Below are 14,375 nucleotides of genomic sequence, written 5' to 3'. Positions count from 1 at the left end.
GGCAAGCCAACTCCGCTCTATCGTAGCGAAGCTAGCGAAGGCTGCCGCGGCGTAGCCCGGAGGGCGAAGCCGGGCTTCAGCGGATCGAAAGCGGGTGTAAGCTCTCCCTCGACAGCTGGGGAGCGTGCCGTGAAATACGTCTACATCCTTGAGAGTCTTGATTCCCTCCACTGCTATGTCGGAATCACCGACGACCTGCGTGCTCGTCTGACAAAACATAATGCCGGCGAGGTGCCCCACACATCAAAGTACGGGCCATGGCGCATTGAGACCTACCTTGCGTTCAGCAATGAGAAGCAGGCCTTCGCATTCGAGAAGTGCCTGAAGTCAGCGTCCGGCCGCGCCTTCGCCAAGAAGCGCCTCTGACTTGTCCCTACTCCCCAATCACCGCATTCAACCGATCCCTCAGCGCGACGATCTCGTCCTTCATCGCGACCAGCTCCGACACCGAGCAGTCCGAGGCCGCCAGGATCGACTGCGGCACGCTGCGCGCCTTGTCCTTCAACGCATGGCCCTGCGGGGTCAGCGCGATCAGCACCCGACGCTCGTCCTCACTGCTTCGCGTGCGCTTGACCAGATGGGCGGCCTCCAGCCGCTTCAGCAGCGGCGTCAGCGTGCCTGAATCAAGAAACAGCTTCTCGCCGATGTCCTTCACCGGCACATCGTCGCGCTCCCACAGCACCAGCATCACCAGATATTGCGGATAGGTCAGGCCGAGCCGGTCGAGCAGCGGCTTGTAGACGCGATTGAAGGCGTGCGCGGCAGAATAGACCGCGAAGCAGATCTGGTTGTCGAGGCGTTGCGGATCGAGGGTCGCTGATTTCCGGGCCATAGAGAATCTCTCGAGACTGACCCGCATTGTGGGACCGGGCGGGCCCACATTCAATTGCGAACAATTAAATGTGAGGCACGCCAATTTCAATTGCACGCAATCTAATTGTTTGCAATACAGATCGCACCCCAACCCGAAGTCCCCCTGAGGAGACGAAAATGTCCGTGAACGTCCTCTACAAGACCAGCGCAAAAGCCACCGGCGGCCGCGACGGCCATGCTGCGACCCTCGACGGCGCACTCGACGTCAAGCTCACCACGCCGAAGGAGCTCGGCGGTGGCGGCGGCGCCGGCAACAACCCCGAGCAGCTGTTTGCGGCCGGCTATGCCGCCTGCTTCATCGGCGCGATGAAGTTCGTGGCCTCGCAGGGCGGCCCGAAGGTTCCCGCTGATGCCTCCGTGACCTCGACTGTCGGCATCGGCCCACGCGCGGCCGGCGGCTTCGGTCTCGACATCGACCTGGCCGTCTCGCTGCCGGGCCTGTCCCGCGCGGACGCCGAGGCGCTGGTCGAGAAGGCGCACCAGGTGTGCCCGTACTCCAACGCGACGCGCGGCAATGTCGACGTTCGCCTGACGGTCGTCTGACCCGACGGTGAATTGGCTGGCCCGGGATCCCCCTCGGGCCGGCCGTTACCGCGAGATTTCCCACGCCGCGGGATTGCGCCGCGACGCATACGCCCCCACGCGACAAGCCATTGCTGGCGCGTTCGAACCTCGCTAGGCCTGTGATCAATATCGACACAGGGAAGCGAAGGCATGACTGAAGCCGTTTTGGGCGCAATGAGCGGGCTGCGCGTCATCGATCTCACGCGCGTACTCGGCGGTCCCTACTGCACCCAGATCCTCGCCGACCACGGCGCCGACGTGATCAAGGTCGAGCCGCCCGCCGGCGACGAGGTGCGCGACTGGGGTCCTCCCTTCCACGACGACGACGCGGCCTATTTCATCGGCATCAACAGAAACAAGCGCTCGATCGGACTCGACCTCGCGTCCGAAGGCGGCCGCGTCGTGCTGCTCAAGATGCTGGAGACGGCCGACGTCCTGATCGAGAATTTCAAGCCGGGCACGCTGGAGAAATGGGGCATCGGCAACGATGTGCTAGCCCAAAGATTTCCGCGCCTCGTGCATTGCCGGATCTGCGGCTTCGGCGCCGACGGCCCGCGCGGCGGCAATCCCGGCTATGACGCCATCATCCAGGCCATGACCGGCATGATCGCCGCGACGGGGTCGCCCGAGAGCGGCCCGATGCGGATCGGCGTGCCGCTGGTCGACATCACCACCGGCCTTTACGCCGCGATCGGCATCCTGATGGCGCTCTCCGAACGGCAACGCTCAGGCAAGGGCCAGTTCCTGGAGACGACGCTGTACGAAACCGGCCTCGCCATCATGCATCCGCACACCGCGAATTATTTCATGCATGGCAAGCCGCCCGGTCTCACCGGCAACGAGCACCCGAACCTCGTGCCGTACGCGATCTTCTCGACCAAGACCGACGACATCTTCATCGGCGTCGGCAATGACGGCACCTTCCGCAAGCTCGCCAAGGAAATCGGCAAGCCCGAGCTCGGGACCGATCCGCGCTTTGTCCGCAACAAGGACCGCATCGCCAACCGCGAGGCGCTGCGCGCCGAGCTCGCCGCGGTGTTCAGCCAGCACGAGGCCGAGCCGCTGTGCAATCGCCTGCTCGCTGCGGGCCTGCCCGCGGGCCCCGTGCAGAAGATCGACCAGGCGCTGACCAATCCGCACACTATCGCGCGCGGCGATGTCATCGAGAAGGACTGGTACAAGGGCGTGGCCTCGCCGATCCGGCTCGACCGCAGCAAGCCGAGCCTGCGCCGGCTGCCGCCGAAGTTCAGCCAGCATTCCCAGGAGGTGCTGGGCGAGTTCGGCTACTCAAAGTCGGAGATCGACGCGATGGTCGAGAGCGGCGTGGTCTGCGGGCCCGAGCGCAAGCGCTAGGGCCCCTGACCTCCTCTGGCGCTATGATGCCGCAGTGCGGCGCGGGCATCGGTGTGCACCGCGAACGGCTGTGGCTGCGCGCGGCGCGTTCGCCTATTTGATGGCTTCCCTTTTCCAGCGCTTGCCGCTTTCGTTTCGGCCGCTTACACAGTCATGTGAACGTCATATGGCGCTGCTAGCGCAAGCGCTTCATTATTGACGGCTGAGGGAGGTTTCTTGATGGCTCTTCGATTCTTTGGGGCGGCTGCCACTGTTGCAGTCGCTGTCGGCATGACGGCTTCGCCGGCGCTGGCCGTGACTGAAATCCAGTGGTGGCACGCGATGACCGGCCCCAACAACGACGTCGTGGTCAAGCTCGCCAACGATTTCAACGCATCGCAGAGCGACTACAAGATCGTTCCGACCTTCAAGGGCAGCTATGCCGACACACTGAATGCCGGCATCGCAGCGTTCCGCGCCGGCAACGCACCGGGCATCATGCAGGTGTTCGAGGTCGGCACTGCGACCATGATGGCCGCCAAGGGCGCCATCAAGCCGGTCTCCGACCTCATGAAGGAGCAAGGCGAGAAGTTCGACCCGCAGTCCTATCTGCCGGCCATCACAGGTTACTACTCGACCGCAAAGGGCGAGATGCTCTCGTTCCCGTTCAACTCGTCGAGCATGGTGATGTGGGCCAATCTCGACGCACTGAAGAAGGCCGGCATCGACGCGCCGCCGAAGACCTGGCCCGAGGTGTTCGCCGACGCCAAGAAGCTGCACGCAACGAGCCCGACCTGCGGCTTCTCCTCGAGCTGGATCACATGGGGCCTGATCGAGCAGTTCTCGGCCTGGCACAACATTCCGATCGGCACCAAGGCCAACGGCCTTGACGGCTTCGACACCGTGCTGAACTTCAACAACCCGCTCGAGACCAAGCTGCTTGAAAATCTCGTCGAGCTTCAGAAAGACAAGAGCTACGACTATTCCGGTCGCACCAATACCGGCGAAGGCCGCTTCACTTCAGGCGAATGCGCGCTCTACATGACGTCGTCGGCCTTCTATCCGAACGTCAAGGCGAACGCGAAGTTCAACTATACGGCCGTTCCGATGCCGTATTTCCCGGATGCCAAGGATGCACCCCAGAACTCCATTATCGGTGGCGCCTCGCTGTGGGTGATGGGCGGCAAATCGAGCGAGGAATACAAGGGCATCGCGAAGTTCTTCACTTTCCTGTCCGACACGGATCGTCAGGTTTATCTGCACGAGGTCTCCGGCTATCTGCCGATCACCAAGGCGGCCTACGACAAGACCAAGGCGTCGGGCTTCTATGAGAAGAACCCGATCCTGGAAGTGCCGTTGAAGGAGCTCACCAACAAGCCGCCGACCGAGAACTCGCGCGGCCTGCGTTTCGGCGGAATGGTGCAGATGCGCGACGTCTGGTCCGAGGAGATCGAGGCTGCACTCGCCGGCAAGAAGTCTGCCAAGGATGCGCTCGACGCTGCCGTCTCGCGCGGCAACCAGATGCTGCGTCAGTTCGAGCGGACCGCGACCAAGTAGGACCTCATCAGTCGTGGCTGTGGATGGTCCGCAGCCACGACTCTCAGCGAGTGAGGCGGGGGCTTCATGGAGAACCGGGCGATCTTTCCAGGCAGGCTGCTCGCCTGCCTCCTGGTATTTCCGCAGCTTGCGGTCTCCCTGATCTTCTTCTATTGGCCGGCTGCGCAGGCGCTCTGGCAATCGTTCCTGGTGCAGGATGCCTTCGGGCTCTCGACCGAGTTCGTCTGGTTCGAGAACTACGTCAACCTGCTGAAGACTCCCGAATACTATCACGCGATCGGCACGACCTTCTTTTTCTCGCTGCTCGTCGTGTTCTTCTCGCTTGCGATCGGCCTGCTGCTCGCTGTCATGGCGAACCGCAACATCGCTGGCGTGCAGATCTATCGCACCTTCCTGATCATTCCCTACGCGGTCGCGCCTGCGGTGGCGAGCGTGCTATTCATCTTCATGTTTCAGCCCGGGCTCGGCATGATCGCGCGCGCTTTGCAGCGTAACGGCATCGATTGGAATCCAGTGCTCAACGGCAATCATGCCATGATCCTGATTGTCATCGTCGCCGTCTGGAACCAGATCAGCTACAATTTCCTGTTCTTTCTCGCCGGCCTGCAGTCAATCCCGAAGAGTGTGATCGAGGCCGCTGCGATCGACGGCGCGAGGCCAATGCGGCGGTTCTGGACCATCGTCTTTCCGCTGCTGTCGCCGACGACGTTCTTCCTGATCGTCGTCAATATCACTTACGCCTTCTTCAACACGCTCGGCATCATCGACACCGCAACCGAAGGCGGCCCGAACGGCTCCACCTCAACGCTCGTCTACAAGGTTTTCCTGGACGGCAAGGCCGGCTCGGACCTCGGCGGCTCGGCCGCGCAATCCGTGATCCTGATGATCATCGTCGTCGCGTTGACCGCGGTCCAATTCCGCTACGTCGAAAAGAAGGTCCATTACTGACAATGGTCGAGCATCGACGATTTGGAAATCTGTTGCCGCACCTGGTGCTGATCGCCGGCGTGATCGTGGTCGCTTTCCCGGTCTATCTCGCGATCATCGCCTCCACCCACGACAATTCCGTCATCGCCAACGGCCAGATGCCGCTCTATCCGGGCGGCCACGGGCTGGAGACCTACTGGAACACAATCATGTCCGGCACCGGCAAGACGACGCGCGAGCCGGTGGGCAGCATGTTGCTGTCGAGCTTGATCATGGCGGTTGGTATTGCGCTCGGAAAGATCGCGATCTCGATCATATCGGCCTACGCCATCGTGTTCTTCAACTTTCCCTTCAGGATGGCGACGTTCTGGACCATCTTCATCACGCTCATGCTGCCGGTCGAAGTGCGAATCTTCCCGACCTACAAGATCACGTCCGACCTGCACATGCTGGATTCCTATTCCGGCCTGATCCTGCCTCTGATCGCGTCGGCAACCGCGACGCTGCTGTTCCGGCAGTTCTTCATGACGGTGCCGAAGGAGCTGGTCGAGGCCTCGAAGATGGATGGAGCAGGTCCGATCCGCTTCTTCTTCGATACGCTGCTGCCGCTCTCGGTGACCAACATCGCCGCGCTGTTCGTGATCCTCTTCATTTACGGCTGGAATCAGTATCTCTGGCCACTCCTGATCACGACGCGCGACGATATGCAGACCATCGTGATCGGCATCAAGAAGATCATCGATGTGAAGGACGCACTCACCGAATGGTCGGTCGCGATGGCCACCGCGGTGCTCGCGATGCTGCCGCCGGTGGCGGTCGTCGTGCTGCTGCAACGCCTGTTCGTCAAGGGCCTGATCGAGACGGAGAAATAGGCCCATGGCCAATGTTACGCTGCGCAACGTCCGCAAGGCCTATCCCAACGGCTTCGAGGCCATCAAAGGCGTCGATGTCGATGTGGCCGACGGGCAGTTCTGCGTGCTGGTCGGTCCTTCGGGCTGCGGCAAGTCGACCCTGCTCAGAATGGTAGCGGGGCTCGAAACCATAACCTCGGGCGAGATCAACATCGGCGGCCGTGTCGTGAACCAGGTCGAGCCGGCCGACCGCGACATCGCGATGGTGTTCCAGAACTACGCGCTCTATCCGCATATGAGCGTGTTCAACAACATGGCCTACGGCCTGCGCAACCGTGGCATGAAGGAAGCCGAGATCAAGACCCGCGTCGAGGAGGCCGCACGCATCCTCGAACTGGGGACGATGCTCACCCGCAAGCCAGGGCAGCTCTCCGGCGGCCAGCGCCAGCGCGTCGCCATGGGCCGCGCCATCGTGCGCCAGCCGAAGGTGTTCCTGTTCGACGAGCCGCTGTCCAACCTCGACGCCAAGCTGCGCATCTCGATGCGCGTCGAGATTCGCAAATTGCAGCGCCGGCTCAACGTCACCTCGATCTATGTCACCCACGACCAGCTCGAAGCGATGACGCTCGCCGACATTCTCGTGGTGATGAATGGCGGCCAGGTCGAGCAGGTCGGCAATCCGCTCGCGATCTACGAGAAGCCGGCGACGACTTTCGTCGCCTCCTTCATCGGTGCGCCGCCGATGAATCTGATGTCGACACGCCAGGACGAGATCAAACCGCAGCTCGGCGGCAGCGCCGGCGAAGCCGGCATCCTCGGCATCCGGCCGGAAGATCTCGCCATCACCGACCAGACGCCATCGGGCGGTGTTGCACTGTCGCTGACGATCGACGCGATCGAGCGCGTCGGTGCAGAAACCTTCGTTTACGGATCGCGTGCGCAGGATCAGCAGGGCGTCGCGACAAATCCGGGCGAGTTGCCGCCCGGCGAGGTGATCGTGCGCATCCCCGGAACCGAAGCGCCGGCCATCGGCCAGAAGATCCGTGTCGCCGCAGTCCGCAACAAGCTGCATCTTTTCAGCGGCGACGGACGGAAGCGGATCGAGATCTGATCGGTTCCAGCCCCGATCGGCGAAAACAACCCCATGCACAGTAGAAGGCGGTCTGTTTTCATTGGGATAAATCGCCCGAAAAATCCACATCGCGCCCCGACGTCGCAAGCAGTGAATCCACACCCCCTGCTACGTGCTTGAACCCACACGGGGATATGCCCATATTGCTGACCAAGGGGTGCCTTGATCGGGCCCCGAAACACCAAAGTCGCTTCGAGAGGACTTTGTAAACTATGTCTCGTGTTCCCACGCTTTCCAGTCCGTTCCTTCTGGGCTTCGACGAGATCGAGCGCGTGCTCGATCGCGTCGTCAAAGGCGCCGACGGTTATCCTCCCTACAATATCGAGAGGTGCGGCGGCGCGGACAACCAGCCCGAGCGTCTGCGCATCACGCTGGCGGTCGCCGGCTTCACCCGCGACCAACTCGATGTAACCATTGAGGAAAACCAGCTCGTCATTCGCGGCCGGCAGCAGGACGACAAGACCCGGCAATACATCCATCGCGGCATCGCCGCGCGCCACTTCCAGCGCACCTTCGTGCTGGCGGAGGGGATGCTGGTGCTGGGTGCGGATCTGAAGAACGGGTTGTTGTCGATCGACCTGGCCCGGCCTGAACCGGAGAGGATCGTTAAGACAATCGCTATCAATGAGCACGAATAATGGAACGAGTAGCGGACTCGACCGCTTAGTTTCGAGAGAGGAGTCGAGACCATGAGTGAAGGTCACGTTGCGTTCGAATACGAAGCCAAGAACGTCTCACCCGAGACGCTGGCAAACCTCGGCGAAGGCCATATCGCCTATGTGAAGCAGATCCGCTCCGAGGATGTGCCCGGCCTGTTCCCCGAAGCCCCGAAGATCGCGCCCGGCCTCAAGCTGTTCGCGCTCCACGCCGCCGACGGCACGCCGATCATGCTGACCGACAGCCGCGAAGCCGCGGTCGCCAACGCCTGGAGCAACGAGCTGCAAGCCGTCAGCGTGCACTGACACGCGCTTCGCGCGACTAGAGTTTTAGCGGGCATGCCTTCGCACGAAGGCGTGCCCGTTTCCATTTTGAGGTGATGTTTTCGCATCGCTATCGCGAGCCAACGGGAATTCGGCGATGTCCCTGCCCGCACGCGGGGGCGGCCTCGGCTCATGCGCGCGCGTGACCGTCATCAATCCGTGATTTGACATTTCATTCATGTTTGTCAAATCTGACAAAATGCAGGCCAAAGCCCCTCCCCAGGACCGTATCCTCGACGCCGCCATGCGCGTGTTCCGGCGCCACGGCTTCCGCCGCTCCTCGATCGAACAGGCGGCGGAGGAAGCCGGACTGACGCGGCAGGCGCTCTATCATCACTTCGCCTCCAAGGAGGCGCTGTTTCGCGCCGTGCTCGAGCGGCTCTACGAGCAGGGGCTCGCGGCCGAAATCGCGGCAGCGAAGGCGGCGGAAGAAGCCGGCCTCGCGCTTGCCGACATCCTGGTCGCCGAGATCGGCGCGCGGATGCAGTCGCTGCTCGCTTCGCTCAAGGACTCGCCCCATACCGAGGAGCTGTTTTCCGAGCACCTCGCGCAGGCGCGCGACCTCTACCAGAGCTATGCCACCCGGTTCGCCGACGAGATCGCCACCACGATCGCGCGGGTGTGCCGCAAGCGAAAGCTCACGCTCGCAAGCGGCGTCAACGTGCGCGAGCTCGCGCGCTGCGTCGAGATGGCGGTCCACGGCACCAAATCCGCTTTCCCGTCCATGCAGCCGCTCGAGGCGTTCCTGAAACAGCTCGAGACCATGCTGCGCATGCTGATCGCCGGCGCGATGGCGCCGTCCGCGAAGAAGTCCCCACGCAAAACGGGAGTTCGAAAATGACCACCACGATCATCAATGGAAGGCCTCTGGCGTTACCCGACGATCCGGACGCGCTCCTGGTCGACGTGATCCGCGATGGCGGCCTCACCGGCACCAAACTCGTCTGCGGCTCCGGCGTCTGCGGCGCCTGCACCGTGCTGCTCGACGGCACGCCCGTCGTGAGCTGCCTGTTGCCGGCGCAGGCGGCCGCCGACAAATCGCTGACGACCATCGAGGGCATAGGTAGCACCGGATTGCATCCGGTGCAGAAGGCGTTCATGGTGCATGACGCCCTGCAATGCGGGTTCTGCACGCCCGGCTTTGTCGTCGAAGCCGCCGCCTTCCATGACAGCTGGCGCGCGACCAGGGGCGCGACGACACCCTCGCGCGAGGAGATCGCCGCCGCGCTCTCGGGACATCTCTGCCGCTGCGGCGCCTATGAAGGCATCTATCGCGCCGTCGCCGAAGCATGCTCGGGCCGCTTCGACGGCAACGATCCCATCGCGCCGCGGCTGGAAGCCCGCGACAAGGTGACGGGACTGGCGCGCTACACCGTCGACATCCACCATGACGGCCAGCTCGAAGGCGTCATCCTGCGCGCGCACGTCGCGCATGCGAGGATCACCGGGCTGGATCTGGCGCCGGCGCGCGCCATTGCCGGTGTTGCCGCGGTCGTTCCGCTGCTCGACGATGACAACATGGTCCGCTTCGTCGGCGCGCCGATTGCAGCCGTCGCGGCCAAGGATCGCCGCACCGCACTGAAAGCTATCGCCGCGATCACCTTCAAGCCCGAGCCTTTACCCGCGGTGATCGGGCTCGATGCAGCGCGACGCGACGATGCGCCCGTCGTGTTCGAAAAGAAGGACCGCAAGCGTGCCGGCAACGTGTCCGAGGGCGCCGGCGGCGCTCCGGTGTCGTGGAAGGGCAATGTGCGCGGGCCTTCGGCGCCGTTCTCGCAGAAAGCCAAGCAGGCCAGGAGCTGGCTTGACGAGGCGCGGGCGCAACGCAATCCGCTGCTGGTCGAGGAAACCTTCCGCGTCTCGACGCAACAGCACGCAAGCCTCGAACCACATGCCGCCGTGGCCAGGTTCGATGGCGATCAGCTCACCGTGCACATCTCGACCCAGGCCATTCACGAGAGCATGGAGAAGATCGCCAAGCGCTACGGCCTTCCGCACGACAAGGTGCGTGTGATCGCCGATCATGTCGGCGGCGGGTTCGGCTCCAAGGGCAGCGTTGGGCTGGAGACCATCGCCGCGATCGAGCTTGCGCGTGCCGCGAAGGCGCCGGTGCGAGTCGCCTTCGATCGCGAAGAGGAGCTTTCCGTCGCCGGCTATCGTCCGGCCGCCGAGATGAAGCTGTCCTTGCTGCCTTCGACGGAAGGCCGCCTCAAGGCGCTGTCGCTCACCGCGCATGCCGACACCGGCGCCGCCGTGAACTCGCTGATCGCCGGCCTGGCGCGGCTGATCTATCCGGCCGAAGCAAAAGAGCTCGTCGACTTCGACGTGCTCAGCAATTTGCCGCCCGGCGCGCCGTTCCGCGGCCCCGGCGGTCCGCCGATGTCGTTTGCGCTGGAGCAGGCGGTCGACGAGGCGGCGCTGCGCATGAAGGTCGATCCGATTCAGCTGCGCAAGCTCTGGGACCCCGATCCCAACCGCCAGCGATTGTACGACTGGGCCGCCGGCCTCGACGTCTGGAAGAGCCGCAAGCCGGCCGCCTCGCAGTCCGGCCGCTACCGGCGCGGCGTCGGCGTCGCAACCGGCTACTGGCTCTATCTCTGGCAGACCGGCTCCTCGGTCGAGCTCGCGGTCAAGGGCGGCCGCCTCGTCGCAAGCTGCGCGGTACAGGATATCGGCACAGGCACGCGCAGCGTGATCGCGAACACCGTCGCGAAAGCGTTCGATCTCGAGCCGCAGGATGTCGAAGTTCGCATCGGCCGCTCCAACCTGCCGCCCGGACCGGGGTCCGGCGGCAGCCGCGTCACCGCCTCGGTGGTGCCGCCGACGTTGCTCGCCATCGACAAGCTGAAAGCGGAAATCAAGCGCACCGCGTCTCGCACACCGGCTCCAGGCTCGAACGCGCCGTGGCGCGAGATGATCGCGGCTTCTCCCGACATCGCCGTGTCGGCGAAACGCCAGGAGGACGGCAAGCCGCCGCCCGGCGTGAGGCCCGCGCTGCACGAGGCCGGCCTCATGGGCCGGGTGTTCGGTTGGGTGCTGCGCCTGATGAACCACATGGTGGTCGGCGCCGGCGTGCCGAGCTCGGTGCAGGTGATGGAAGTCGAGGTCGATACCTGGCTCGGCCATGTGCGCGTCCTCAACGCCTATACGGGCCTCGCGATCGGCAAGCTCGCCGCGCCGACGCTGGCGCGAAGCCAGGCCGCAGGCGCGGTGATCCAGGGCATCGGCTACGCACTCTATGAGACGCGGGAGACCGATCCTTCGAGCGGCCACATCCTGAGCGGCAGCATGGAGGATTACCGCATTCCGGGGATTGCCGACATGCCGAAACTGGACGTGCATTTCGACGAGGCCGGTTTCGAGCATGTGCCGGGCGGCAGCGTCGGCATCGGCGAAGTCGCCACCGTGCCGACCTCGCCCGCGATCGCCAACGCCATCCGCGATGCGATCGGCGTGAGACTGACCGAAATTCCGTTCCGGCCGGATCGCCTGGTGGCCGCGCTGAAAGGGAGGGATGCAGCATGAGCGTCGCCGTCATGACTGCCGAGCCGACTGCCAAGCCCACGCCCGAATTCCGCGCCGGAGGCACCGACTTCAGCGAACGCCGCCGCAGCGGCGTGTCGCAGGGAATGCCGATCGATATCTCGGCCACCGGCGACAAGGCGATCACCTGGGACGCCGACGGAGCAGCCCAGATCGGTGCGTTGACCACCATCGCCACGATCGCGACGGACGCACGCATCGCCGCTGCCTATCCCGGTATTGCGGCGAGCGCGCAAGGCCTCGCCACGCCACAGGTGCGCCAGGTTGCAACGCTCGGCGGCAATCTCGCGCAGCGTTCGCGCTGCTGGTATTTCCGCCGGGCCGACATCGATTGCCTGAAGAAAGGCGGCAGTACCTGCCCTGCCCGGTCTGGCAATCATCTCTATGGCGTTGCCTTCGATCTCGGGCCTTGCGTCGTGCCGCATCCCTCAACCATGGCGGCGGCTCTGCTCGCCCATGATGCGACCATCACCACGGACCGGCGCAGCGGATTGACGATTGCCGGCCTGCTCGGCGACGGCTCGGTCGCGCACGCCGATCATACACTCGCAGCAGGCGAGATGATCAAGAGCATTGCGCTTCCTGCTCCGCTCGAGGGCGAGCGCGCTTCCTACAAGCGCGCGATCAGCCGGACCTATGCGGAATGGCCCCTGGTGGAACTCTGCGCCCGCGTCGTGATCGCCGACGGCAAGTTCCAGCTCGTGCGTCTCGCTGCCGGCGGCGTCGCGCCCGTGCCGCTTCGCCTCGCCGCCGCGGAAGTCGCGCTTCATGGCAAGATTGCCAATGCGGCATCGATCGCAGATGCAGCGAAAGCGGCGACCTCGGGCGCCAAACCATTGCCGATGACGGCCTACAAGCTCGATCTTCTGCAAGGGCTGATGCGCGATGTGCTGGAGCGGCTTTTGGATTAGCTGGTCGCGCAGGCGGCACCCCATCACGCTCTAGCCGCCTGAGCGACCCGCAAGCCGCGCGCGGATGTCAGGCTTCAGCACCTTGCCGACCTTGGAGCGCGGCAGATCGTCCCAGACTTCGATCTGCTTCGGTGTCTTGACGCTGCCGATCTGCTGCTTGACGAAGGCCGCCAGCGCCGTCGCATCGACGCTCTGGCCGGCGCGAGGCTGCACCACGGCGACGATCCGCTCGCCCCATTTCTCGTCCGGAAGGCCGATCACGGCACAATCCTGCACGGCCTCATGCGCCCGCAGCGTGTTCTCGACCTCGATCGAGTAGACGTTGAACCCGCCTGATATGATCATGTCCTTGGCGCGATCGACGATATAGAGGTAGCCGTCGTCGTCGATGTAGCCGATGTCGCCGGTGTGGTGCCAGCCATGCGCGGAGGCCTCCGCCGTGGCCTCTGGATTCTTGTAGTAACCCTCCATCACCAGCGAGCCGCGGACGACGATCTCGCCGCGCGCGCCTGATGGCAGCAGATTGCCGTCGCCATCCATGATCCCGGCCTGCACCAGCGGGCTGATCCGCCCGGCCGAAGCGAGACGCTGCATCGCGATGGTGCCGTCGGCGTTGTAATGCTCAGCGGGCGCCATCATCGAGATCATCATCGGCGCTTCGGTCTGGCCGAACAGTTGCGCCATCGGCCCGATGCGCTGGAGCGCTTCCGCGAGCCGGGCGGCCGAGATCGGCGCCGCGCCGTACCAGAAGCATTGCAGCGATTCGAGGTTGGCGGAGTCGAGCTTGGGATGATCGAGCAGCATATAGATCACGGTCGGCGGCAGGAAGGTGTGCGTGACACAGTAGCGCGCGATCAGATCGAGGAATTCGGCGATATCGGGGTGATGCATGATCACGATGCGGCCGCCGAGCGCCATGATCGGGAAACACAGCACGCCGGCCGCGTGGGTCAGCGGCGCCAGCGCGAGATAGACCGGACGTCCCCTGAAGGGATAGCCCATCAGCGTCAGCGCCGTCATGGTCTCGATGTTGCGGCCCGACAACATGACCCCCTTCGGCTTGCCTGTGGTGCCGCCGGTGCCGGGAATCATCGCGAGATCGTCGACGGTCTCGCGTTGATAGGGATCCTCCGTGAGGCCGGCGAGCCAGCTCGCGAATGAGGGCGCGAAGGGCAGCTCGGCATCGAGGCAGACGAGGACGCGCAGCTTCGGCAGCGCTGCTCGCATCGCCTCAACCATCGGCGTGAAGCTCGAATGAAACAGCAGCAGGCTGCAGTCGAACTGATCGAGGATGATGCGGTTTTCGGCCGCCTCGTTGCGGGGATTGATCGGGCACCAGACCGCGCCGGCGCGGGAAATCCCGAACACGCACGCAAACGCGACCGGATCGTTGCCAGAGAGGATCGCGACCTTCTCGCCGGGCGCGATGCCCGATCGATCGAGCCCGCGCGCGACGCGATAGCTCAGCTGCTGCACCTCGCGATAGCTGAGGTCGCGCCCGTCCATGGTCAGGCACGGCGCATCGGCGCCGAGCGAGGCGCCCTTGTCGAGATAGTCGATGAAGCGCATGGTCGCCCCCGAAGCATGTAGAGGTCAGGTTAGAGTCGCGCCGCGTCGTAGATCCACCTCTCCCTTGGGAGAGGTCGGCGCGCAGCGCCGGGTGAGAGGTTACGGTCTCGCGTTGAGCCGCGGCCCCTCACCCGAT

General features: G+C 64.2%; 14 protein-coding genes. 12 read left to right on the top strand and 2 right to left on the bottom strand.

Annotated elements, in window-relative coordinates:
- Positions 1–129: 129 nt before the first annotated feature.
- Positions 130–366: a GIY-YIG nuclease family protein gene (locus XI06_RS38330; protein ID WP_237860726.1), complete on the top strand. Its 237-nt coding sequence runs from the start codon at positions 130–132 to the stop codon at positions 364–366.
- Positions 367–373: 7 nt separating this feature from the next.
- Here XI06_RS38330 and XI06_RS38325 read toward each other — a convergent pair whose 3' ends face one another.
- The gene (locus XI06_RS38325) at positions 374–832 is read right to left on the bottom strand and encodes a MarR family winged helix-turn-helix transcriptional regulator (RefSeq protein WP_237860728.1); all 459 of its coding nucleotides are present in this window, start codon (positions 830–832) and stop codon (positions 374–376) included.
- A 158-nt stretch (positions 833–990) separates the two neighbouring features.
- Here XI06_RS38325 and XI06_RS38320 point away from each other — a divergent pair, with 158 nt between their 5' ends.
- From XI06_RS38320 to XI06_RS38270, 11 genes are all read left to right on the top strand, one after another.
- Positions 991–1,416: an organic hydroperoxide resistance protein gene (locus XI06_RS38320; protein ID WP_237860730.1), complete on the top strand. Its 426-nt coding sequence runs from the start codon at positions 991–993 to the stop codon at positions 1,414–1,416.
- Between the two features lie 171 nt (positions 1,417–1,587).
- Positions 1,588–2,790, top strand: coding sequence for a CaiB/BaiF CoA transferase family protein (locus XI06_RS38315; protein WP_271607702.1), 1,203 nt, complete (start codon positions 1,588–1,590; stop codon positions 2,788–2,790).
- A 219-nt stretch (positions 2,791–3,009) separates the two neighbouring features.
- Positions 3,010–4,326 (top strand): sn-glycerol-3-phosphate ABC transporter substrate-binding protein UgpB, encoded by a 1,317-nt coding sequence (gene ugpB / locus XI06_RS38310; protein WP_271607701.1) that lies wholly within the window; start codon positions 3,010–3,012, stop codon positions 4,324–4,326.
- A 66-nt stretch (positions 4,327–4,392) separates the two neighbouring features.
- Positions 4,393–5,274, top strand: coding sequence for a sn-glycerol-3-phosphate ABC transporter permease UgpA (ugpA, locus tag XI06_RS38305; RefSeq protein WP_237860736.1), 882 nt, complete (start codon positions 4,393–4,395; stop codon positions 5,272–5,274).
- Positions 5,275–5,276: 2 nt separating this feature from the next.
- On the top strand, positions 5,277–6,125 hold the full coding sequence (gene ugpE, locus XI06_RS38300; RefSeq protein ID WP_271607700.1) for a sn-glycerol-3-phosphate ABC transporter permease UgpE: 849 nt from the start codon (positions 5,277–5,279) through the stop codon (positions 6,123–6,125).
- A 4-nt stretch (positions 6,126–6,129) separates the two neighbouring features.
- Positions 6,130–7,215, top strand: coding sequence for a sn-glycerol-3-phosphate import ATP-binding protein UgpC (locus XI06_RS38295; RefSeq protein ID WP_271607699.1), 1,086 nt, complete (start codon positions 6,130–6,132; stop codon positions 7,213–7,215).
- A gap of 233 nt (positions 7,216–7,448) precedes the next feature.
- Positions 7,449–7,874, top strand: coding sequence for an Hsp20 family protein (locus XI06_RS38290; protein ID WP_212235616.1), 426 nt, complete (start codon positions 7,449–7,451; stop codon positions 7,872–7,874).
- Positions 7,875–7,925: 51 nt separating this feature from the next.
- Complete coding sequence (locus XI06_RS38285; protein ID WP_128948788.1) at positions 7,926–8,198, top strand: DUF1150 family protein; 273 nt, start codon at positions 7,926–7,928, stop codon at positions 8,196–8,198.
- Between the two features lie 196 nt (positions 8,199–8,394).
- On the top strand, positions 8,395–9,057 hold the full coding sequence (locus XI06_RS38280; RefSeq protein WP_271607698.1) for a TetR/AcrR family transcriptional regulator: 663 nt from the start codon (positions 8,395–8,397) through the stop codon (positions 9,055–9,057).
- Entirely contained in the window at positions 9,054–11,741 is a 2,688-nt protein-coding gene (locus tag XI06_RS38275) for a molybdopterin-dependent oxidoreductase (protein ID WP_271607697.1), read from the top strand. The genes XI06_RS38280 and XI06_RS38275 overlap by 4 nt, the downstream gene beginning before the upstream one ends.
- Positions 11,738–12,670 (top strand): FAD binding domain-containing protein, encoded by a 933-nt coding sequence (locus XI06_RS38270; protein WP_271607696.1) that lies wholly within the window; start codon positions 11,738–11,740, stop codon positions 12,668–12,670. Before XI06_RS38275 ends, XI06_RS38270 begins: the two co-directional genes overlap by 4 nt.
- Before the next feature lie 30 nt (positions 12,671–12,700).
- Here XI06_RS38270 and XI06_RS38265 read toward each other — a convergent pair whose 3' ends face one another.
- Entirely contained in the window at positions 12,701–14,239 is a 1,539-nt protein-coding gene (locus XI06_RS38265) for an AMP-binding protein (protein ID WP_271607695.1), read from the bottom strand.
- Positions 14,240–14,375 lie beyond the last annotated feature (136 nt).

It is taken from the genome of Bradyrhizobium sp. CCBAU 11434 (assembly GCF_028128895.1).
GTDB lineage: Bacteria > Pseudomonadota > Alphaproteobacteria > Rhizobiales > Xanthobacteraceae > Bradyrhizobium > Bradyrhizobium zhengyangense.
Note: the sequence above shows the minus strand (reverse complement) of the source record. Positions and strands in the feature narration are given on the sequence as shown.